General features: G+C 70.9%; 17 protein-coding genes. 12 read left to right on the forward strand and 5 right to left on the reverse strand.

The window, feature by feature from the left end:
- Positions 1 to 78: 78 nt before the first annotated feature.
- Together DN771_RS25775 and glgC are read left to right on the forward strand one after the other, a co-directional pair.
- The gene (locus tag DN771_RS25775) at positions 79 to 1,530 is read left to right on the forward strand and encodes a glycogen synthase (protein ID WP_117000445.1); all 1,452 of its coding nucleotides are present in this window, start codon (positions 79 to 81) and stop codon (positions 1,528 to 1,530) included.
- Positions 1,531 to 1,544: 14 nt separating this feature from the next.
- Entirely contained in the window at positions 1,545 to 2,762 is a 1,218-nt protein-coding gene (glgC, locus tag DN771_RS25780; RefSeq protein ID WP_205528780.1) for a glucose-1-phosphate adenylyltransferase, read from the forward strand.
- Between the two features lie 487 nt (positions 2,763 to 3,249).
- On the opposite strand, the gene DN771_RS25785 is transcribed toward glgC, so the two are convergent.
- From DN771_RS25785 to DN771_RS25795, 3 genes are read right to left on the reverse strand one after another with little or no spacing between them, the layout of a single operon-like run.
- Positions 3,250 to 4,968: a Y-family DNA polymerase gene (locus DN771_RS25785; protein WP_117000447.1), complete on the reverse strand. Its 1,719-nt coding sequence runs from the start codon at positions 4,966 to 4,968 to the stop codon at positions 3,250 to 3,252.
- A gap of 2 nt (positions 4,969 to 4,970) precedes the next feature.
- Entirely contained in the window at positions 4,971 to 5,747 is a 777-nt protein-coding gene (locus tag DN771_RS25790; protein WP_117000448.1) for a hypothetical protein, read from the reverse strand.
- Between the two features lie 45 nt (positions 5,748 to 5,792).
- On the reverse strand, positions 5,793 to 6,350 hold the full coding sequence (locus DN771_RS25795) for a TetR/AcrR family transcriptional regulator (RefSeq protein WP_205528781.1): 558 nt from the start codon (positions 6,348 to 6,350) through the stop codon (positions 5,793 to 5,795).
- 137 nt (positions 6,351 to 6,487) lie between these two features.
- Here DN771_RS25795 and DN771_RS25800 point away from each other — a divergent pair, with 137 nt between their 5' ends.
- Positions 6,488 to 6,916: a hypothetical protein gene (locus DN771_RS25800; protein WP_117000450.1), complete on the forward strand. Its 429-nt coding sequence runs from the start codon at positions 6,488 to 6,490 to the stop codon at positions 6,914 to 6,916.
- A gap of 7 nt (positions 6,917 to 6,923) precedes the next feature.
- Here the strand turns inward: DN771_RS25800 and solA are convergent, their stop codons facing one another.
- Positions 6,924 to 8,099 (reverse strand): N-methyl-L-tryptophan oxidase, encoded by a 1,176-nt coding sequence (solA, locus tag DN771_RS25805; RefSeq protein ID WP_117000451.1) that lies wholly within the window; start codon positions 8,097 to 8,099, stop codon positions 6,924 to 6,926.
- Between the two features lie 121 nt (positions 8,100 to 8,220).
- Between solA and DN771_RS25810 the strand changes: the two genes are divergently transcribed.
- Positions 8,221 to 8,931 carry a hypothetical protein gene (locus DN771_RS25810; RefSeq protein ID WP_117000452.1) on the forward strand — a complete coding sequence of 237 codons (711 nt, stop codon included), beginning with the start codon at positions 8,221 to 8,223 and terminating at the stop codon, positions 8,929 to 8,931.
- 36 nt (positions 8,932 to 8,967) lie between these two features.
- On the opposite strand, the gene DN771_RS25815 is transcribed toward DN771_RS25810, so the two are convergent.
- Positions 8,968 to 12,522, reverse strand: coding sequence for an error-prone DNA polymerase (locus DN771_RS25815; RefSeq protein ID WP_117000453.1), 3,555 nt, complete (start codon positions 12,520 to 12,522; stop codon positions 8,968 to 8,970).
- Positions 12,523 to 12,660: 138 nt separating this feature from the next.
- Between DN771_RS25815 and DN771_RS25820 the strand changes: the two genes are divergently transcribed.
- The 8 genes from DN771_RS25820 (at position 12,661) to carA (ending at position 20,940) form a co-directional block, all read left to right on the forward strand.
- Entirely contained in the window at positions 12,661 to 13,809 is a 1,149-nt protein-coding gene (locus tag DN771_RS25820; RefSeq protein ID WP_162942416.1) for a M24 family metallopeptidase, read from the forward strand.
- The gene (gene efp, locus DN771_RS25825) at positions 13,782 to 14,345 is read left to right on the forward strand and encodes an elongation factor P (RefSeq protein WP_117000454.1); all 564 of its coding nucleotides are present in this window, start codon (positions 13,782 to 13,784) and stop codon (positions 14,343 to 14,345) included. The genes DN771_RS25820 and efp overlap by 28 nt, the downstream gene beginning before the upstream one ends.
- Positions 14,346 to 14,348: 3 nt before the next feature.
- Positions 14,349 to 14,771 carry a transcription antitermination factor NusB gene (gene nusB / locus DN771_RS25830; protein WP_117000455.1) on the forward strand — a complete coding sequence of 141 codons (423 nt, stop codon included), beginning with the start codon at positions 14,349 to 14,351 and terminating at the stop codon, positions 14,769 to 14,771.
- Entirely contained in the window at positions 14,758 to 16,665 is a 1,908-nt protein-coding gene (locus DN771_RS25835; RefSeq protein WP_117000456.1) for a DUF2079 domain-containing protein, read from the forward strand. The genes nusB and DN771_RS25835 overlap by 14 nt, the downstream gene beginning before the upstream one ends.
- A gap of 127 nt (positions 16,666 to 16,792) precedes the next feature.
- The gene (pyrR, locus tag DN771_RS25840) at positions 16,793 to 17,338 is read left to right on the forward strand and encodes a bifunctional pyr operon transcriptional regulator/uracil phosphoribosyltransferase PyrR (protein WP_117000457.1); all 546 of its coding nucleotides are present in this window, start codon (positions 16,793 to 16,795) and stop codon (positions 17,336 to 17,338) included.
- Entirely contained in the window at positions 17,335 to 18,333 is a 999-nt protein-coding gene (locus DN771_RS25845; RefSeq protein ID WP_117000458.1) for an aspartate carbamoyltransferase catalytic subunit, read from the forward strand. Before pyrR ends, DN771_RS25845 begins: the two co-directional genes overlap by 4 nt.
- A gap of 94 nt (positions 18,334 to 18,427) precedes the next feature.
- The gene (locus DN771_RS25850) at positions 18,428 to 19,720 is read left to right on the forward strand and encodes a dihydroorotase (protein WP_117000459.1); all 1,293 of its coding nucleotides are present in this window, start codon (positions 18,428 to 18,430) and stop codon (positions 19,718 to 19,720) included.
- Between the two features lie 35 nt (positions 19,721 to 19,755).
- Entirely contained in the window at positions 19,756 to 20,940 is a 1,185-nt protein-coding gene (gene carA, locus DN771_RS25855) for a glutamine-hydrolyzing carbamoyl-phosphate synthase small subunit (protein ID WP_227462482.1), read from the forward strand.
- The last annotated feature ends 95 nt before the right edge of the window (positions 20,941 to 21,035 follow it).

Here is a 21,035-nt window from a genome sequence, read left to right on the forward strand (position 1 = left end):
ATCACGACGCGAGCTACCACACCCGCGCCGGGCAAGCGTTCCGGGGCATCAGCCCGCCGATTGGGTAAGACTCACGTGATGAGGATCGTGTTCGCCACTGCCGAGCTGGCGCCCGTCGCCGCCGTGGGCGGGCTGGCCCAGGCCGCCGCCGGACTCACGGCGGAGCTGCGGAGGCAGGGCGTCGAGGTCGACGTCGTGCTGCCCGACTACAGCGGACTGGAACTGGCGGACGAGCAGGTCGAGCCGCTCGTCGTGCCGGGATGGGCGGGGCCGGTCACCATGCGCACCGGGGTCCACGCCGTCGCCGGTCCCCTGCGGCTCGTGTCGGCCCCCAACCTGCGCCGGGCGCATCCCTATCTGCAACCCGACGGCACCGGGTGGCCCGACAACGCCGAACGGTTCATGGTGTTCTCGGCGGCGATCGCCGCGTTCGTCGCAGCTCGCCGGCCCGACGTACTCCACGTAAACGACTGGCACACGGGCGCCGCCCTGGCCGCGGTCGACCCCTCCCTGCCCACCGTGCTGTCGCTCCACAACCTGGCCTATCAGGGAACGACCGACGGATCGTGGCTGACGCGCATCGGTCCGCGCGCCGTTCACTACGAGTGGTACGGCGGGACCAATCCGCTGTCCGGGGCGATCGCCCTGGCCGATGCCGTCGTCGCCGTCTCGCCGACGTACGCGTCCGAGATCCTCACCCCGGAGGGTGGTTTCGGCCTCGACGGCGCGCTCCGCGATCGCTGGGCCGCGGTGTCGGGCATCCTCAACGGCATCGACGACATGGCGTGGGATCCGGCCACCGACCCCGCCCTCGCCGCCGCCTACTCGGCGGCCGACTCCACCGACGACCGAGCCGCCGCCAAAGCCGGCAACCGGGCCGTCGTCGCCGGACGCGTCGGTTGGGAGGGCGACGACGGCCGGCCGCTCGCCGTGATGGTGACGCGGCTCACCGACCAGAAGGGGGTCGACCTCGTCGCCCCGTTGGTGCCGGTGCTCGACGACGTCCCGTTGCGGCTCGTGGTGCTCGGAACGGGCGACGCGAGGCTCGCCGACCACCTGCGGGCGGCAGCTACCGCCCATCCCGGCTCGTTCGCCTTCGTCGAGGCCTACGACGACGCGTTCGCCCACCTGCTGTTCGGCGCCGCCGACATCTACCTGATGCCGAGCCGGTTCGAACCGTGCGGCCTCGCCCAGATGCAGGCCATGCGGTACGGCGCCCTTCCGGTGGTCACCGACGTCGGCGGTCTGCACGACACCGTGGTCGACGCCGACCGGCAGCGCAACGGCACCGGCTTCGTCGCGCCCGCGGTCACCGAGGCGGCCGTGACGGCCGCGCTCTTCCGGGCGGTCCGGCGATTGTCGAACCGTCGCCAGCGAGAGGCGATGACGAAGCGGGCGATGCGGATCGACTGGTCGTGGCGGGACCCGGTGCGGCGCTACATCGCGCTCTACCAACGGCTCATCGCGTCGCGGGCGGCGGATCCGGCCACCTTTGCGGTGCGAGGAACCGCGCACCCGCCGTCGCACTGACTACCTTGGGCCAGGTGGCTGACCCCAAGGTCCTCGTGATCGTGCTCGCCGGCGGAGAGGGCAAGCGCCTGCTCCCGCTCACCAACGACCGGGCCAAACCGGCGGTGCCCTTCGGGGGCTCGTACCGGCTGATCGACTTCGCGCTGTCCAACTTCGCCAATGCCGGACTGCTCAAGATGGTGGTCCTCACGCAGTACAAGAGCCACAGCCTCGACCGCCACATCAGCCAGACGTGGCGCTTCTCGACGATGCTCGGCGACTACGTCACGCCGGTACCCGCACAGATGCGGCGGGGCCCGTTCTGGTTCTCCGGCTCGGCCGACGCGATCTACCAGAACCTCAACCTGATCCACGACGAGAGCCCCGATCTGGTCGCCGTGTTCGGCGCCGACCACATCTACCGCATGGATCCCCGCCAGATGATCGACCACCACGTCGAGGTCGGCGCCGGCGTGTCGGTGGCGGCGATCCCCGTGCCGGTCCACGAGGCCCGGTCGTTCGGCGTGATCGAGGTCGACGAGTCGGGCAAGATCCTCGAGTTCCACGAGAAGGTGGACAACCCGCCGACGATGCCGGGCGACGACACGCGGTGCCTGGCCTCGATGGGCAACTACGTGTTCGACACGCAGACGCTCGTCGACGTCGTGACGCCCCGGGACGACACGTACACCGACATCGGCGGCCACGTGCTGCCGGCGCTCACCCGCCAGGGGGTGGCCCACGTGTACGACTTCTCGACCAACGTCGTGCCCGGCCAGGACGATCGCGAGCGGGGCTACTGGCGCGACGTCGGGACGATCGACTCGTACTTCGCCGCCAACATGGACCTGATCGCCCCGCTGCCGGCGTTCAACCTGTACAACGACGCCTGGCCGGTGTACACGTACCGGGGCGCCGAGCCACCGGCCAAGGTGTCACGCGGGCCCGGCTACGAGCCGTCCTACGTCGACGGGTCCCTGCTGTGTCAAGGGTCGATCGTGTCGGGCGCCCACGTGGAGCGGTCGATCATCTCCAATGGTTGCTACGTGTCCCACGACGCCCACGTCACCGACTCGATCCTCTTCCCGGGTGTCCGGGTCGGTCCCGGCGCCCGGTTGAACCGCTGCATCGTCGACAAGAACGTGGTGATCCCCGACTGGCACCGCATCGGGTTCGACGCCGTCCACGACGCCGAGCAGTTCACCGTCAGCGAGTCCGGCATCACGGTGATCGAAAAGGATCGCGCCTTGTAGACAAGTGATTCTCAGCCGTCTGGCGTCGCGTTTTCGGGCGCTCCTGTCGCTTCGTGGGTCCTGAACGGTGGAAGTGCCTACGGGGTGGGCCTCGGGGAGCGCGCTGGGTCGGCACTTCGGCGGGGCCGTCGCGCCTCTCTCGTCGTCTGCTGGCCGCAGGTTGGGCTGTGTCGCCGGTGACGGCTGCTGCTCCGAAGGTGAGGCGATCGACATAGTGGCCGGGTGGACGCTGGACACGTCGAGAATCTGGGGCTCGATCGTGCCATTCGGTGATCTAGGGCTGGATCGTGACGACAACCGTCACGATCCAACCCCCGAAACATCCCACGAGCCGCGCTGGCGTCGAGACCCCGAGGTTGGTGACGGAGAGTGCGGCAAGCGAGCGTCCTGGAGTTCGAGCGGGTAGGCGACCGGAGCGCCAGCGGAGGGAGCCGGCGCGCGCGGCCTGCGTGGCCAATGAGCTTCAGCGAATCGTTTGTAGGGAACGCTAGAGATACGTGGCGAGGACCCACCAGCGGCCGCGGCGGGCGGCGAGGAGGCGAGCGGTGCCGTCGTCGGTGACCACCTGCAGACGGGCGAGGCGGCGATGACGGCGCGTGTCCCACCACCGTTCGTCGAGCGGCCACGGGCCGGCCCACGCGACGACCGTCTGTGGACGATGTGAGCCGACCGTGATCGCCGCCGGCGCCGCGCTGATCATCCCGCGGCCGTTGACGGTGACCGGACATCCGTCGGCGTCGACGAGTTCGGCGGCCGGCGGACGCTCACCGGTCGAACGGTCGAGCACCATCGCCGGTGACGGCGCCGGGATCGCCCCCGGCCACGGGTGGGTCTGGGCGACCGGAGGGCGCAGCCGTTCGGCGGTGTCGTCGGGATCGGTGACATCGACGGTGGTCGCCGGGATCCAGCGGTAGCGATCGCCGGGCAACCGGCCGCCCTGCCACGCCGGCACCTTCACCGCCTCTTCGCCGACGATGCCGGCGAGATGGGCGATGGCGCGCGCCGCCCGCTCGTCGGCCGCCGACGTGCCGCCCCACAACGCCTGCTGATCACCGCCGGACGGCCGCAGCTCGACGGGATCGAGCCGCAGCAGGACCACACCGGCGGTGATGGCGCTGGGCGCCGACGAGGCGGACCCGGTGCCCACCGACATCGACGTGCCGTTGACCCAGCCGTCGAGCTGCCACCTCACCCGTTCGACCATGGCGAGCGGCGACAGTCCGCCGGCCCGGTACCAGGAGCGCTCGCTGCGCTCGCCGTGCTCGGTCTCGGCCGTCACCGCCAGCCGCACGCACGACAGGCCGGCGGCCTCGAGATCGTCGACCAGCTCGTCGGCCAGCTGCTTGCCGACGAACACCAGAGGTTCGAGTTGCAGCACCGGTTCGTCGAACGCTCGCTCCACCGCCCGCAGCGGCGTCGGCACACGTGTCTGCAGAGCGGTCTCGTCGGTGCCGGACGCGAGCGCATGGGCTCGGCCGCCGTCGGGGCCGAACCGGGCGGTCACGTCGGTGGCCGCCAGATCGGCGAGGTCACCGAGCGTGAGCAGGCCGAGGCGGGCGAAGAGCCCGACGAGGCCGGGATCGACGCCGCCCGTGTCGGCAAGCCAGTCGATCGCCAGCGGGGCGAGGAACGCTGCCGTGGCGCCGGGTTCGACGATCTCGATGCGATCGCCCTGCCGGCGCGACGACGTCCCGCCCCGGCCTGGACGCGCCGGCGGAACGGTGGCGTCGGCAGCCCGGCGGGCGGCGGTGGCACTGGCGAAGCGGCCGTCGGCGACCCCCACGCCGTAGCCGTCGATCTCGCCGACGAGCTCGGCCACGTCGGCGACGATCTGCTCGGTGAGTCGCTGGTCGCCGCCGAAGTAGCGCGACGGGCCTCGCGTGGCGATCGCCAGCCAGCCCGGCTCGACCACGTCGAGGCGGGGCGTGAACCGCTCGATGGCCTGCACCACCGGTTCGAACAGGCGGGCGTCACGATCGGGATCGTCGTCGAGCAGCACCGCTTCGGGACAACGTTGCTGGGCGACACGGCGGCGCTGCCCGCGCTGCACTCCGGCCGCTGCCGCGGCGGGGGAGCAGGCGATCACCCGGTTGGCCCGCACCACCATCGCCGCCTGCGCGGGATCGATGGCTCCCGGTCCGGCCGCCGCCCTGGCGGCCACCACCGGCCAGCCCGACCACCACAGCGTCAGCGTCCGTTCGTTCATCGTCACCCAGCCGCCGAGTGCGATGAGATGTCGGGTCGGTAGGCGGCCCCGACGCTCATCGCGTCGTCCACCGCGTTGACGGTCCCGCCACCCACCCGGCTGATCACGCCGCCCGGACCGGGGAGCCACAGCTCGGCGCGCCGCGGTCGGGGCGTGCGCCGACCGCTCGCCTCGACGACCACCCGTCGGGACCGGAGGTGGCCGGCGCCCGGCTCGATGCCTTCCCAACGGGCGCGGGCCGACCCCAGCTCGATGGCCGCCGACACCGGTCCCGGCCGGCCGACCACCACGACGACCGCACCGCGGGCCTTCCAACGAGCTTGCACCCGGGTCGCCATCGCCCGGCTGAGCATGTCGGGCACACGCGTGATGACGATCTCGAAGCCGTCGACGGTCGCCGTGATCAGCTCGGCCCACATGGTGCCGCGGTCACGGCCGCCGGTCGACCCTGCTCGCCCACGACCGGGATCGATCCGCACGATCCGCTCGAGGGGGATGCCGAACTCTGCGGCGGTCTCGAGCCCGAGCATCGGCACGTCGACGACGGCCAGCCATGAGCCGGCGGCGACGGCGCCCGAGACGGCGGCCAAGGCCAGCGACAGGGCCGCCGGCCCGCTGCTGACGATCGCCTGACCGCGGACGAGGCCGCCCTCGGGAAGGAGCGTGGCCAGCGGCTCGACCACCGGCAACAGGCGGTCCTTGGCCAGCGCCGCGCCGGACAACACGGGCGCCGCCCAGTTGTCGGGGACCGCTGGTCGAGCCGTCGCCGTCCTGTCCACCCGTCCACCATATCGAACTTTTGTTCGTGGGCGATCAGGTGTTCGTCACGGCCCGGTCGCCAACTCGGCCGCCACCTGGGCGGCGACGGCGTCGCCGGCGATCGACAGGGCCTCGGTCGAACGCGACGCCCGGCCGAGCAGGAACGCCCCTTCGAGGGCGATCAGGAAGTGCACCGCCGAGGTCCGCGCGGCGGCAGCCTGCATGCCGGCGTCGGTGAAGTACGACTCGAGCCAGGCCAGCCAGATCTCGAACACGTCGTGGGTGGCCTGGCGCAGGCGATCGTTGGTGCTGGCCACCTCCAGGGCCACCGTGGCGACCGGGCAGGCGTCGGCGTAGTCGCTCTCACGGAGGTGATCGGCGGCTCCGGCGAACATCGCCCGGATCATCGCCGGCGGGTCGAGATCGGGGTCGAACGATTCCAGGGCGAGGTCGAGGTAGTAGTCGGCTGCGCCGCGGATGACCGCCTCGGCGAGCTCGTCTTTGCCGCCGGGGAAGTGGTGGTAGAGCGACCCGAACGGCGCGCCGGCCTGGACGGTCAGCTGCTTCAGCCCGGTCGAGGCGTAGCCCTGCCGGCGGAACAGTTCGGCTGCCGTGTCCAGCAAGCGCGCCTTGGTCGTCGATCTGGTCGTCGATCTGGTCGTCGATCTGGTCGTCGATCTGGTCGTCGATCCGGTCCTCGATGGCATGGCGTCAGCGTAGACCGTTGACTCGCTAGAGCGATCGTCCTAGTTTGGTCGTCATGGAACGGTTCACCAAGATCCTGACGGTCGTGCTCGTGGCCGCCGTCGTCGTCTCGGTCGTCCACTACGTCGACAACACGATCCGCTACGACCAGTTCGTCAGCGACGACCCCAACGTGGTGACCCGCCTGATCAAGCGTCCTGTCGTGCCGTTGGCGTGGGTCGCCTACACCGCCGCCCTGATCTGGGCCGTGCGGCAGTACCGCGCCCGGCGGTACGACCGGGCCGCGCTCGGGTTCGCCGCCTATTCGGGGAGCGGCATCGTCGGTCTGCTGCACTTCACCGACGTGTCACCCTCCGAGTTCGACGCCTTCCAGCTCACGCACGTCATCGCCGACATCGTGCTGGGCATCGCCGTCCTGGCGTGCGCCGCGTGGTTGGCGTTCCATTCGCAGCCGAGCCGGACACCGGCGATCGACCCGTCGTGACGATCGGTCAGGCGAAGCGGTCGAGCGCGAACGGGCGGAGATCGTGCCGCGGCTCGGCACCGGTCGCCAGGTCGCCGAGCAGCGCGCCGATCGCCGGCGTGTACTTGAACCCGTGGCCCGAGCAGGGCGACGCGACCACGACGTTGTCGTGGTCGGGATGCCGGTCGATCACGAAGTGCTCGTCCGGAGTCTTGGTGTAGAGGCACGTCAGCGTCGACGCCACCGGGCCCGAGGCGGCGGGCAGGAAGCGATCGACCCAGCTGCGCAACGCGGCGACCTCGTCGGCGGTGACGACGCGATCGACGTGATCAGGGTCGGTCGGAGTACCCGACACGCCGACCTTGAGGCCGTCGCCCGGCACCACCGGGATGCCGTACATGGTGCCGCTGCGGAGGGCCGGGGTGCCCTCGCCGCTCGTCCCACCGCCGCCATCGAGGTCGCCGCCGTCGACGATGAACGGCGGCAGGCGATCGGGGGAGAACAGCTCTCGGTCGTGCGGTTCGAAGTAGGCGTTGACGACGCGGTTGGCCACGAGGGGGACGTCCAGTCGAGACACCCGTCCCGTCCATGCGCCGGCCGTGATCACCAGGCGATCGGCGGCGAACGTCTCGGTCGCTGTGGACACACCAACGCCGTCCGGCCCGGCCGTCCACGTGCTCACCGGCTGGCCGAAGCGGAGGTCGGCGCCGCGCCGGCGAGCCCGATCCTGCAGCGTGGCGACGGCGCGGGCGGCGTGCACGAAGCCCGCACCGGGCTCGAAGTAGCCGCAGTAGTCGTCGGGCACGGCGAAACCCGGGAACCGCGCGCTCACGTCCGGTCCGCTGAGCGACTCGTAGGGCAGCGACCAGGCGTCGGCGCTGGCCCGGAACGCGGCCAGCAGCTCGCAGCCCGGCGGGCCGAGGCGGATCGCTCCACACCGGACCAGCAGTTCGGTCGCTGTGTCCTCCTCGAGCTGGGCCCAGCGCTCGAAGGCGTCGAGGGCGAGCGGCACGTAGAACGGGCCTTCCTCGATCACCTGTCGGACGATGCGGTGGGTGCCGTGCGAGGAGCCGTTCGCGTGGCCGGGGCCGAACGCCTCGAGGCCGATCACGCTGACGCCGCGCCCGGCGAGCGCGTCGGCCGTGGCGCTCCCCATCGCTCCCAGCCCGACCACGATCACGTCCGCGTGTCCCTCGGCAGTCACCGGACCAGTCTCGCCGCCGGGAGTCCCGTGGTTCAGGACAACCGGGAGGATTCCCGGTGACCGTGGCAGGCGTGGGGCGTACCGTCGCCCTCGCGGTGGTCGCGAAAGGAACGGTGACGTGATGGCCGGGTCGAACTACCAACACCCCGAACGGCGTCTCGGCGAAGGACCCGATCGGGACGGCGACGGCCTGTCGGACTCGTTCGAGCAGCGCTGGGGGTCGAATCCGGACAAGGCCGACCCCGATGGCGACGGGCTCAACGACTGGGCCGAGTGGTGGCTCGACACGAAGCCGAACGTCGCCGACACCGACGGGGACGGGTACGAGGACGGCGAGGATCTGGCATTCGGCGACCCGTTGCGACCCAACGCCGGCGGTGCCGCGCGGGCGAAGTTCATCGCCGACGTGCGCAAGCAGTTCGCCGCCGAGGGTTCCGACCGCGACCGTGACCTCGTGCGCGACTACTTGGAGGACCAGGCCGGCACCAAGCAGGACAATCCCGACAGCGACGGCGACGGGATCAGCGACGGCGTCGAGATGATGATGAAGACCCCGCAGCACAGCACGCCCGACGACACGACGGATCTCGACGGCGCCATCGAGCGGCTGGGCAACCTCCGGGCATCCACCGACGCCCTGGGCCCATCCGGTGCGTCGAGCGGCATGGACGATCTGGCCGCCGACGTCGAGCCCCCGTCCTACGACGAGGCCGTGTCCTACGACGAGGCGGTGTCCTACGAAGAGGCGGTGTCCTACGACGAGGCGGACGTCGACGCCGAATTGGCGGGCGACGACAGCGGCCTTGCGTCCGACGGCGACGCCTTCGCCTGACCGCGCTCCGAGATAGTGCCAGGCACTATCTCGGAGTCAATGAAAGTCGCGGCTGGTGTGGAAGCCGGCGCCGGGGACCTGGAGGCGTTCGAGGTGGTCGGCGACGATGTTGATCACGCCTTCGGCTCGCTCGAGCCGGCCGCGGACCAGCATCGCCGGGGCCTCCTGGGCGACACGGCGGTACTGCGCCCACTTCTGCTTCCACACGACGACGTTGATGAGGCCGGTCTCGTCCTCGAGGTTGAGGAACGTGATGCCCTGCGCCGTCATCGGCCGCTGGCGGTGGGTGACGACGCCGGCCACCGTGACGTGCGATCCCGGGCGGATGCGCCGGAGATCCGTGGCGGTGACGACGCCCTGGGCCGCCAGTCGTTCGCGCACGAACACCGTGGGATGACCGTCGGGGGAGATGCCCGTCGACCAGAGATCGGCGATCGCCTCGGTCGCCGGCGTCATACCTGGGAGCTGCGGCGGTGCCGATCCGGTGACCACCCCGGCGAGGCGGCCGGGCCGTGACTGGGCCACGGCGCCGACGGCCCACAGTGCCTGGCGCCGCTCCAGCCCGAAGCTGCCGAACACCCCGGCGGTCGCCATCGCCTCCAGTTGCGGCAGCGTGAGCGCCGGCACGCGCCGCACCAGATCCTCGGGATCGCGGAACGGGCCGTCCTCGTTGCGCACCCGTTCGATCTCCTCGGCGATCTCGTCACCCACGCCCCGCACCGACGACAACCCCAGGCGCACGGCCAGAACATCGGGAGGGTGTGTCCCCACCGCCGCATCCGGAGGGTGAAGACCTGACGCTTCGGTGGGGCAAATACCCTCCGGTCGCCCGCACGGCTCCAGCGAGGCGCCGGCGCGGGAGAGGTTGAGGTCGGGCGTGCGGACCTCGACGCCGTGGCGGCGGGCGTCGCGCACCAGGCTGTGTGGGCTCCAGAACCCCATCGGTTGGGCGTTGAGCAGCGCCGCGCAGAAGGCGGCCGGTTCGTGGTACTTGATCCACGACGAGGCGTACACGAGGTAGGCGAACGACACCGAGTGTGACTCGGGGAAGCCGTAGTTGGCGAACGCCTTCATCTTCACGTACAGCTCGTCGGCGATGTCGCCGGTGATGCCGCGCTCGGCCATGCCGGCGTAGAGGCGCTCGCGCAGCTGCTCCATGCGCGCCGCCGAGCGCTTCGACCCCATCGCCTGGCGCAGCTCGTCGGACTCGGCCGGCGTGAACCCGGCGACGTCGATCGCCATCTGCATCAACTGCTCCTGGAACAGCGGCACGCCGAGCGTCTTCTTCAGGCTCTTCTCCAGCAGCGGGTGGGCGTAGGTGGTCGGTTCCTCGCCGTTGCGACGCCGGATGTAGGGATGCACCGATCCGCCCTGGATCGGCCCGGGTCGGATGAGGGCGATCTCGACCACGAGGTCGTAGAACTCGCGGGGCTTGAGCCGGGGCAGCGTGGCCATCTGGGCCCGCGACTCGATCTGGAACACGCCCACCGTGTCGGCGCGGCACAACATGTCGTACACCTCGTCCTCCTGGGGGAGGTGGGCGATGTCGATCGTGTAGCCACGGTGTTCGCGCACGAGGTCGATGGCGCCGTGGATCGCCGTCAGCATCCCGAGCCCGAGCAGGTCGAACTTCACCAGCCCGGCCGCCGCGCAGTCGTCCTTGTCCCACTGCAGCACCGAGCGGTCCTTCATCCGCCCCCACTCGACCGGGCAGACCTCGATGACCGGACGGTCGCACATCACCATCCCGCCCGAGTGGATGCCGAGGTGCCGTGGCGCGTCCTCCAGCTGGGCGGCGAGGTCGAGCACCTCGGTCGGGATCTGGTTGCTCTCCTGCTGGGCCCGGGTGACGGCCACGGTGCCCCAGCCGTCGATGCGCTTGGCCCAGGCGTCCTGCTGGCCGGGGGAGTAGCCGAGGGCCTTGGCCATGTCGCGGATCGCCGAACGGGCCCGGTAGGTGATGACGTTGGCCACCTGGGCCGTGTGGTGGCGGCCGTGCTTGGCGTAGACGTACTGGATCACCTCTTCTCTTCTGGAACTCTCGATGTCGATGTCGATGTCGGGCGGACCATCACGTTCCGGGGAGAGGAAGCGCTCGAACAGCAGTCCGAGCTTCACCGCGTCGGCGGCGGTGACCTGGAGGGCGTAACAGACCGCCGAGTTGGCCGCCGAGCCGCGTCCCTGACACAAGATGTCGTGCTCGCGACAGAAGCGGGCGATGTCCCAGACGACGAGGAAGTAGCCGGCGAATCCCAGGTGCTCGATGATCGCCAGCTCGCGGTCGAGCGTGTGCCAAGCCCTGGCGAGGAAGGAGTTCGGATCGGCACCGGGAGCCGGACGCGGTCCGTAGCGCAGGCGGCCGCCCTCCTCGACGAGCCGTCGCAGGTACTCCATCTCGCTGAGCCGACCACCGGCGTGATCGGGGTCGGGCGGGCAGTCGAACGGCGGGAGCGACGGGGCGACGAGACGCAAGTCGAACGCCGCCGCCCGGCCGATCTCGGCGGCGAGGGCGACGACGCCCGGGTAGCGGGCGAAGCGGCGTTCCTGCTCACGACCCGAACGCAGATGGGCACCGGCCGATGCCGGCAGCCACGGATCGATCTCGGCGAGGCTGCGCCGTGACCGCACCGCCGCCAGCGCCGTGGCGAGGCGTCGCTGGTCGGGGGTGGCGTAGTGGGCGTTGGTGGTGGCGACGCAGTCGACGCCGTGGCGATGGGCGAGCTCGGCCAGGGCGTCGTTGCGGGCCGAGTCGAGCGGGTCGCCGTGGTCCCACAACTCGACGAGGACGCGGTCGCGGCCGAAGGCGTCGATCAGCTGCTCGAGGCGCCGGCCGGCGGCGGCCGGGCCGTCGGCGACGAGCGCGGCGGGGACGGCGCCCTTGCGGCATCCGGTGAGGACCCAGGCGTGGCCGGCCACGGTGTCGGCGACATCGGCCATCGTGAACTGCGGCGCCCCCTTCTCGCCGGCGAGGTGACCGAGGCTGATGGCGCGGGAGATGCGGGCGTAGCCATCGGGACCGTCGGCGATCAGCAGCAGGTGCTCGCCGTGCGGGTCGGGCGCGGTGGCGTCGGGAACCCGGCCGGTCTTGGTCTGGGTGGTGGTCTCGGCCTCCGGGCGGAACAGGCGCAGCTGTCCGTCGCCGCCCCGGGCACCTCCGGTGCCACTGCCGGGCTCCAGCGTGAGCTCGGTGCCGAAGATCGTCGGCAGGCCGACGGCGCGGGCGGCCTCGGCGAAGCGGACGATGCCGTAGAAGCCGTTGTGGTCGGTGAGGGCGAGTGCCTCGAGACCCAGTCGCGCCGCCTCGGTGGCCAGCTCTTCGGGATGGGAGGCGCCGTCGAGGAACGAGTAGCTGGAGTGGCAGTGCAGCTCGGCGTACGGAACGGCATCGTGGGTCGAGCGGGCGCCGGACAGACCCGGCGGTGGTTCGAACGGCTGGCGGCGCCGGCTCCACGCTGGTCCGTCACCACCGGCGTTCCACGACGGCGATCCCGGGCCGCGACCATCCCGTCCGCGAGCTCCTGGAGCGTTGTCGCGGCCGGAGAGCGCCGCCTCGAGCTCCTGCCACGTCCAGTCCGGGTTGTTGAACCCCACCTCCCCAGTATCGAACGCACGTTTGCTTCGCGCAACCCGTCGGGCCGCGCTTCAAACTCTTGTACCGCCCTCGTCGCGAAATCGCGACCGCAGACGCCTGAGAATCGGGATTTCGGCGCGGTGCGCGAGGATGGCGGGGTGAACGTGCTCGAGGGCCTGGTGCCGTGTGACTTCCTGCGGCGGCCGGCCCTGGTGCGCGAGGCGCTCGACGGGCGCACGGCCATCGTGTCCGACCCCGCCAACATCCGCTGGCTCGTCGGCTTCGCCGGGTCGCTCGGCTGGGTGGTCATCGGCCCCGACCGCATCGTCCTGGTCACCGACTACCGCTACGCCGACCGGGCCGCGTCCGACCTCGCCGCCGCCGGCCTCGACGGCCTCGTCGACATCGACGCCCGCCGTGTGCGCGCCGAGATCGCCGACGCCGTCGTCGGCGCCGCCACGGCATCGGCGGGCCCCGGTGCCGTCGTGCTGGCCGAGGACGGTCACCTCACGCACGCGGCGTGGACGGCCTTTGCCGACCAGCTCCCACTCGAGCCGGCCGGCAACACGATCGCCGCCTGCCGCCGCGTGAAGGACGCCGGAGAGGTGGCCCGCATCGCCACCGCGGCGGCGATCGCCGACCGCGCCCTCACGGTCGTCCACCCGATGCTCGCCGACCACCCCACCGAGGCCGACGTGCGCGACGAGCTCGAGTACCGCATGCGCCGCTACGGGGCCGACGGGCCGAGCTACGACACCATCGTCGCCAGCGGCCCGACGCACGCCGCCCGCCCCCATCACCACACCGGTCGCCGCACGATCGTCGAGGGCGACACGGTCGTCATCGACGTGGGAGCGCTGGTCGACGACTACCACTCCGACATGACCAGGTCGTTCGTCGTCGGGGCGCCGACCGCTCGCCAGCAGGAGATCTTCGACATCGTCCGCGAGGCGCAGGCCGCCGGGCTGGCTGCGGTCGCCGCCGGCGTGAAGGCGGTCGACGTCGACACGGTGTGCCGCGACGTGTTCCGGGCCGCCGACGTCGAGGATTGGTACCTGCACGGGACCGGGCACGGCGTCGGCCTGCTGATCCATGAGGACCCGTTCGAGTCGGCGACCTCCACCGACGTGCTGATGGAGGGCGACGTGGTGACGGTCGAGCCCGGCCTCTATCGTGACGGATTCGGCGGGTTCCGCATCGAGGACCTCGTCTCCGTCACCGCGACGGGCTGCGAACCCCTGACCCATCTGTCCCGTGACCTCAGCTTGAAGGACGCCCCATGCCTGCCATCACCACCAACGACCTGAAGAACGGGATCACGCTCGAGCTCGACAACGGCCTGTTCCAGGTCGTCGAGTTCCAGCACGTGAAGCCGGGCAAGGGCGGCGCCTTCGTGCGCACCAAGCTGCGCAACGTGCGCACCGGTGCCGTGCTCGAGCGCACGTTCAACGCCGGCATCCGCGTCGAGCAGGCCATCGTCGAGCGCCAGGACATGCAGTTCCTCTACCGCGACGGCGACGACTACATCTTCATGAACACGTCGACCTACGACCAGCTGGCGATCCCGCCGGCCCAGCTCGGCACGGCGGCCGACTACCTCGTCGAGCAGGCCGTTGCCCAGATCGCCCAGTTCCAGGGCGAGATCGTCGACGTCGAGATCCCCGCGTCGGTCGAGCTCACCGTGGCCAACACCGAGCCCGGCGTGCAGGGCGACCGCGTGTCGGGCGCCCGCAAGCCGGCCGAGCTGGAGACGGGCAAGACCATCCAGGTCCCGCTGTTCGTGAACGTCGGCGACAAGGTCCGCGTCGACACCCGGTCCGGCGACTACATCACCCGCGTCTGAGTCGTGCCGAGCGACCGCAGGTCAGATGCTCGGGAGCGGGCGCTGTACCTCCTGTACGAGGCTGCCCAGAAGGACGTGGCCCCGGCCGACGTGCTCGCCGCCCAGCTCGTCGCCCCCGAGCCGCTGACCGTGCAGCTGGTCGAGGGCGTCGTCGCCCATCGCCAGCGCATCGACGCGGCGATCGCCGCCAAGACGCAGAACGCCGAGGGGGGCGGTTGGACGCTGCAGCGCATGCCCGTGCTCGACGTCAACGTGCTGCGCATCGCCGCGTACGAGCTGATCGATCGGCCCGACGTGCCGATCGCCGTGGTGATCGACGAGGCGGTCGAGCTGGCCAAGCGGTTCTCCACCGACAACAGCGGGCGGTTCGTGAACGGCGTCCTGTCGTCACTCGCCCCCGAGTTGCGGAGTGATGGCGCCGGCTGACACGGCTCCGGCGGCCGGAGACGCCGCCGCGTCGCCGGTGGCTGTCGGCGCCTCCGGGTCGGCCCGCGGGCGGACGGATCGGTGGGCGGCGAGCCTGACGTCGGGCACCCGACGGACCGTCGCCATCCTGCGCGAGACCTCGTCGCCCCTCTGCCTCGGTCTCACCCTGGCCGGGATCGTGCTGTACACGGGCATCTTCGCCACGCTCAGCATCCGCAACTACCACAACTACGGCAACTGGGCGTTCGACCTGGCGATCTACGACCAGGCGTTCTGGCTCGTCTCCCGCTTCGGCGACACGTTCATGTCGGTGCGCGGCATGGACGTGTGGGGCCACCACGTCACACTCGTCGCCCTCGTCTTCGCGCCGTTCTACCGCCTCGGCGCCGGACCCGAGTTCCTGTTCGTCGTGCAGTCGTTCGGGATCGCCCTCGGGGCCTTGCCGGTGTATCTCATCGCCAAGGCCAGGCTGGGCAAGCCGTCGATCGGCCTGCTGTTCGCCGCCGTGTACCTGATGTACGCGCCGCTGCAGAACATCAACCAGCGCGACTTCCACCCCGAGGCGTTGGTGATCGCGCCGTTCCTGTTCGCCTGGTACTGCGCCATGCAGCGTCGTTGGCGCTGGTTCTTCGTCTGCCTCGTCATCGCCATGGGCATGCGCGAGGACACGGCGCTGGCGGTGATCATGCTCGGCATCGTGCTCGGGGTGGCCAACTGGCGCAAGGACGACGGTCAGCGCGTCGCCAAGATGGCGCTGGCCACCGTCGTGCTGGGCATCGCCTGGTACGCCGTGTCGACGCAGCTGATCATCCCGCACTTCAACGATGGTGACTCGGCCTTCTACCTCAAGATGTTCTACGGCCGCTGGGGTGGCAGCTTCTCGGGCATCGTCGAGAACATCGTGCGGCACCCCAACCGCGTGATCAGCGACGCCGTCCAGCACGATCGCCTCACCTTCTACAAACAGCTCGCCTGGCCCGTCGGCTGGCTGCCGCTCCTCGCCCCGTTGCACCTGCTCATGGCGGCGCCGCAGTTGCTGGCGAGCGTGATCGGGGACTCGCCGTACGCCCGCCAGATCTGGTTCCAGTACACGTCGGTCATGATCGCCCCGATCTTCATCGCCAGCATCGAAGGCGCGGCGAACCTGCGGTCGATCGCCCGCCGCGTCGCCGCCGCGCTCGGGGCCGGCCCGTCGACCGCGGTGGTGCTCAAGGTCCTCGCCGTGTGCGGGTTGCTCGGCTCCTCCTACGCCACCAACGTGGCGTGGTCGTCGTCGCCGATCAGCGACCGCTATAGCGGCATCTGGTTCCAGGACAACCCGCGCCGGGACGCGTTCGACGCGGCGCTGGCGATGATCCCCTCCGACGCCGTGGTCTCGTCGTCGTACAACTTCGGCCCGCACCTCGCCCACCGCCGCGGGAGCTACGACTTCCCCAACCCCTTCTGGCCGGCGTACTGGGGCAACGAGCTGCCGACGCAGGCCGACTGCACCAACTTCCCGAGCGCGTCCGAGGTGGACTACATCGTGCTCGACTACGCCTACTACGAGAACGACGCAGCCACGACGGCGTTCCTCGCCGCGATCATCGCCCCCGAGGGCGACTTCGAGCTGCTCGACGAGGACCTGCTCACCGAGTCGAAGATCTTCGTCGCCCGTCGGGTGGAGCCGGGACCCGACGGCGTCGCCCTCGAGCCCAACTGCACCACCGAGGTGCCGCGGCCGGCCGCCGGGCTGGGCACCGCGGCGGGGATGCTGGCCAACTACCCCCACGCCGCCATCGGCGCCACGCTGCCGGGAATGGCCCCGACGGCGACCGTGCCGCCGGCGACACCCTCGAGCAGCGCCACGTCGCCCGGCGCCCAGACGGTGGCCACCACGACTCCGGTCGGATAGGAGCGCCTGCGGGAGGTGCCGATGTGCACAGCTGCCGGCCGGGTGGGTCGGCGGCCGCAGTGCTACGCTCCACACCCGACCAACCGCACCGTGAAGCGGGTCCCGTGAGGCCCGTACGGAGGAACTCATGACCGACACCGGCCGCGTGCTGAAGCACGTCCTCGGCCCCGACGACGTTCGTCGGGCCCTCACCCGCATTGCCCACGAGATCATCGAGCGCAACCGGGGACTCGACGGTGTGGTCATCGTCGGCCTCCAGCGCGGCGGGGTCTGGCTCGCCGAGGCGCTCGGCGCCGAGATCGAGCGCATCGACCGGGCGGTACCCGTCGGCAAGGTGGATGCCGCCCTCTACCGCGACGACATCGGCCTGCGGCCCGTCAGTCCGTCGGCCCCGAGCGATCTTCCCGTGCCCATCGACGGGGCGACCGTCGTGCTCGTCGACGACGTGCTCTACACCGGTCGCACCGTTCGTGCCGCGCTCGACGCCCTCGCCGACTACGGCCGGCCCCGAGCTGTGCAGCTCGCCGTCCTCGTGGACCGCGGGCACCGGGAGCTGCCGATCCGCCCCGACTACGTCGGCAAGAACCTGCCAACGAGCACCTCCGAGGACGTCGAGGCGACGGCCGACGGGGTGGTGATCAGCTCGGGCGAGGCGACCGGCGGCACGTCGTGACGGCCCGGCACCTCCTGTCGATCGCCGAGTTCGGTGCGGCCGGCGTGCAACGTGTCCTCGATCTCACCGACCACATGGTGGCGGTGAACCAGCGGCCCAACCCCAAGGTGCCGGCCCTGCGTGGCCGCACCGTGTGCAACCTCTTCTTCGAAGACTCGACGCGGACGCGGCTGTCGTTCGAGACGGCGGCGAAGCGGCTGTCGGCCGACGTGATGACGTTCTCGGTCGGTTCGTCGAGCGTGAACAAGGGCGAGAGCCTGCGCGACACCATCGAGACCGTCGCCGCGATGGGCGTCGACGCCTTCGTCATCCGGCACCGTTCGAGCGGTGCCCCGTGGCAGGTCACCCGCTGGACCGAGGCGAGCATCATCAACGGCGGCGACGGCTGGCACGCCCATCCGACGCAGGCCCTGCTCGATGCGTACACCGTGCGGGGCGCGCTCGGGCGCGGAGGCGCCGGCACCACGTTCGACGGCGTCCGGGTGGCGATCGTCGGCGACATCAAGCACTCCCGGGTGGCGCGCAGCAACGTCGAGGTGTTCTGCGCCCTCGGCGCCGACGTCACGCTGGTCGCGCCGCGCACGCTGCTGCCGCCGGAGCTCCCGACCGGCGTCGAGGTGACGAGCGACCTCGACGCCGTGATCGACGAGATCGACGTGCTGTACCTGCTGCGCATGCAGAACGAGCGCATCTCCGATGCCGGAGCGCCGAAGGGTGCGATGGGGACATTGGTGCCGACCATCCGCGAGTACAGCGCCCGGTTCGCCCTCACCCCTGAGCGGGCGCGCCGGCTCGGCGAGCACGCCCTGGTGATGCACCCGGGTCCGATGAACCGGGGCGTGGAGATCCAGGTCGACCCGGCCGAGCTGCCGGGCGCGCTGATCACCCGGCAGGTGGCCAACGGGGTGGCGGTGCGCATGGCCGTTCTCTTCGATCTGCTCGCCGGCCCGACCACCACCATGACCGGCCTGGTCTCCGAGGAGGCAACCGCATGAGCATCTGGGCGCGAATCGTGCCATTCCCCGATCTGGGCGAGGATCGTGACGCTCACCGTCACGACTCGCGCCCAGATCGTCGAGGAGGCCGCCGATGACGGCCATCGTGATCGCCGGCGGCCGGGTCGTCGACCAGAACGGCGACCGCCCGGCCGACGTGCTCGTCGACGACGGCGTGGTGAAGGCCGTGGGCGACAAGCTCCGCATGCCCGGCGCCGACACCATCGACGCGTCCGGGTGCGTCGTCGCGCCGGGCTTCGTCGACCTCCACACGCACCTCCGCGAGCCGGGTCACGAGGAGGCCGAGACGATCGAGACCGGCAGCCGCGCCGCGGCGCTCGGTGGGTACACCGCGGTGGTGGCGATGCCCAACACCGATCCGGCCGCCGACTCCCGCGCCGTGGTCGACTTTGTGCGGGCGGCGGGGGAGCGCGCCGGTCTATGCGACGTGCGGCCGAGCGGTTGCATCACCGTCGGGCGCGCAGGCGAGCGGCTGGCGCCCTTCGGCGAGCTGGTCGAGGCGGGGGTTCGGATCTTCACCGATGACGGCGCAGGTGTGCAGGACCCCCAGCTCATGCGCCGGGCGATGGAGTACTCCACCGGCCTCGACATGGTGCTCGCCCAGCACTGCGAGGTGTCGGCGCTGACGAGGGGCGCGGTGATGCACGAGGGTCGCTGCTGCAGCGAGCTCGGCGTTCCCGGTTGGCCGGCGCTGGCCGAGGAGCTGATGGTGCACCGCGACATCGAGCTGGCCCGGCTCACCGGCGCCCGGATCCACGTCCTCCACCTGTCCACCGCCGGCAGCGTCGAGCTGGTGCGCCGGGCCAAGGCGGACGGGCTACCGGTGACCGCCGAGGCCACGCCGCACCACCTGAGCCTCACCGACGAGCAGCTACGCAGCTTCGATGCCACCTACAAGGTGAACCCGCCGTTGCGGACGATGGCCGACATCGAGGCGCTCGTCGCCGGCCTCGCCGACGGCACGATCGATGCCATCGCCACCGACCACGCCCCTCACCCTGCCGACCACAAGGAACGCCCGCTCGACGAGGCACCGCCGGGGATGGTGGGCCTCGAGACGGCGCTCGGCGTGTGCCTGCCGATCCTGTCCGACGCCGGGATGTCGCTGGTCGACATCGTGGCGGCCCTGTCCTGGAAGCCGGCGGCGATCGCCCGGCTCGACGAGGAGCACGGCCGGGCGCTGGAGCCGGGCGCGCCGGCCAACCTCGTGGTGTTCGACCCGGCCGCCGAGTGGGAGGTGGTGCCGGCGCGGCTGGCCAGCCGCAGCCACAACACACCGTTCGCCGGTCGTCCGCTGCGCGGTCGCGTCCGGCACACCCTGCTGCACGGTGTGGCAACCGTCGACACGGGGACAGCAACCCGATGAGTCAGAAGCGAATGAATGAACATACAATGGAACGCATGAACATGCGGGAACGTCGTCCGGAGGGGGTCTTGGTCCTGGCCGACGGCTCGGTCTTCGAGGGAGAGCTGTTCGGCGCCCTGCCCGCCGGCGCGGCGTCGGGCGAAGTGGTCTTCAACACGGCGCTGTCGGGCTACCAGGAGATCGTCACCGACCCCAGCTACGCCGGCCAGATCATCACGTTCACCAACCCGCACATCGGCAACTACGGCGTGAACCTCACCGACTTCGAGTCACGAGGGCTGTTCTGCCGCGGCGTGGTCGTGCGCGACCTCTCCCGCCGGCCCAACAACCGGAGGTCGCAAGCGTCACTCGACGCCATGCTCACCACCTACGGCGTTCCCGGCATCGCCGGAATCGACACCCGCCGCCTCACCCGCCTGATCCGCGACACGGGTGCGATACCCGGCGCCATCGGTCGGGCCGAGGACGTCGACACCGTGGCTGCGGCCGCCGCGGCCGAACCCGGCACCGACGGCATCGATCTCGTCGCCGAGGTCACCACGCCCGAGCCCTACGTCGTGGAAGCCGGATCCGGCGGTTTCTCCATCGTCGCCTACGACTTCGGTATCAAGCGGACGATCTTGCGGCATCTCGCCCGGTACGGCCGGGTCGAGGTGGTGCCGGCCTCGACGAGCGCCGCCGATGTGCTGGCCCGCGATCCCGACGGCATCTTCCTGTCGAACGGTCCCGGCGATCCTGCCTGCGTCGCCGGCGCCACCGAGGCGATCACCGGCCTGCTCGGCTCGGGCGTTCCGATCTTCGGGATCTGCCTCGGCCACCAGTTGCTCGGCCGGGCGCTCGGCGCCGAGACGGTGAAGCTGCCGTTCGGTCACCACGGCGCCAACCATCCGGTGAAGGACCTGACCACGGGCAAGATCGAGATCACCAGCCAGAACCACAACTTCGCGGTGGCGATCGACGACCTCGACGGCATCGCCTCGCTGACCCACGTGAACCTCAACGACAGGGTGTGCGAGGGCCTGCAGGCCGACGAGGCCGACGCCTTCAGCGTGCAGCACCATCCCGAAGCCGGTCCCGGCCCGCACGAGAGCGCCTACCTGTTCGAGCGCTTCGTCCACCGTATGACGATGCGGCGCAGCGGCGGTGAGCCGTCGTGGTTCATGTACCGGGGCGGGATCGACGACTCCGCCCTGCCCCAGCCCGAGAAGGGCGTCGCCTGATGCCTGTCACGACCACCACCAGGGGAGGGTATTTGCCCACGATCTCGCCGGACCGGAGGGTACATACCCCACCGAAGCGTCCGGTATCTACCCTC

The sequence above is a fragment of the Desertimonas flava genome, assembly GCF_003426815.1.
Taxonomy (GTDB): domain Bacteria; phylum Actinomycetota; class Acidimicrobiia; order Acidimicrobiales; family Ilumatobacteraceae; genus Desertimonas; species Desertimonas flava.

What these genes read in the sequence shown, in the direction of transcription:
- DN771_RS25775 (WP_117000445.1), top strand. Translation starts at nt 79, where the DNA reads ATGAGGATCGTGTTCGCCACTGCCGAGCTGGCGCCCGTCGCCGCCGTG.
- DN771_RS25785 (WP_117000447.1), bottom strand. Translation starts at nt 4,968, where the DNA reads ATGAACGAACGGACGCTGACGCTGTGGTGGTCGGGCTGGCCGGTGGTG.
- DN771_RS25800 (WP_117000450.1), top strand. Translation starts at nt 6,488, where the DNA reads ATGGAACGGTTCACCAAGATCCTGACGGTCGTGCTCGTGGCCGCCGTC.
- DN771_RS25810 (WP_117000452.1), top strand. Translation starts at nt 8,221, where the DNA reads ATGGCCGGGTCGAACTACCAACACCCCGAACGGCGTCTCGGCGAAGGA.
- efp (WP_117000454.1), top strand. Translation starts at nt 13,782, where the DNA reads ATGCCTGCCATCACCACCAACGACCTGAAGAACGGGATCACGCTCGAG.
- DN771_RS25835 (WP_117000456.1), top strand. Translation starts at nt 14,758, where the DNA reads ATGGCGCCGGCTGACACGGCTCCGGCGGCCGGAGACGCCGCCGCGTCG.
- pyrR (WP_117000457.1), top strand. Translation starts at nt 16,793, where the DNA reads ATGACCGACACCGGCCGCGTGCTGAAGCACGTCCTCGGCCCCGACGAC.
- DN771_RS25850 (WP_117000459.1), top strand. Translation starts at nt 18,428, where the DNA reads ATGACGGCCATCGTGATCGCCGGCGGCCGGGTCGTCGACCAGAACGGC.
- carA (WP_227462482.1), top strand. Translation starts at nt 19,756, where the DNA reads ATGAACATGCGGGAACGTCGTCCGGAGGGGGTCTTGGTCCTGGCCGAC.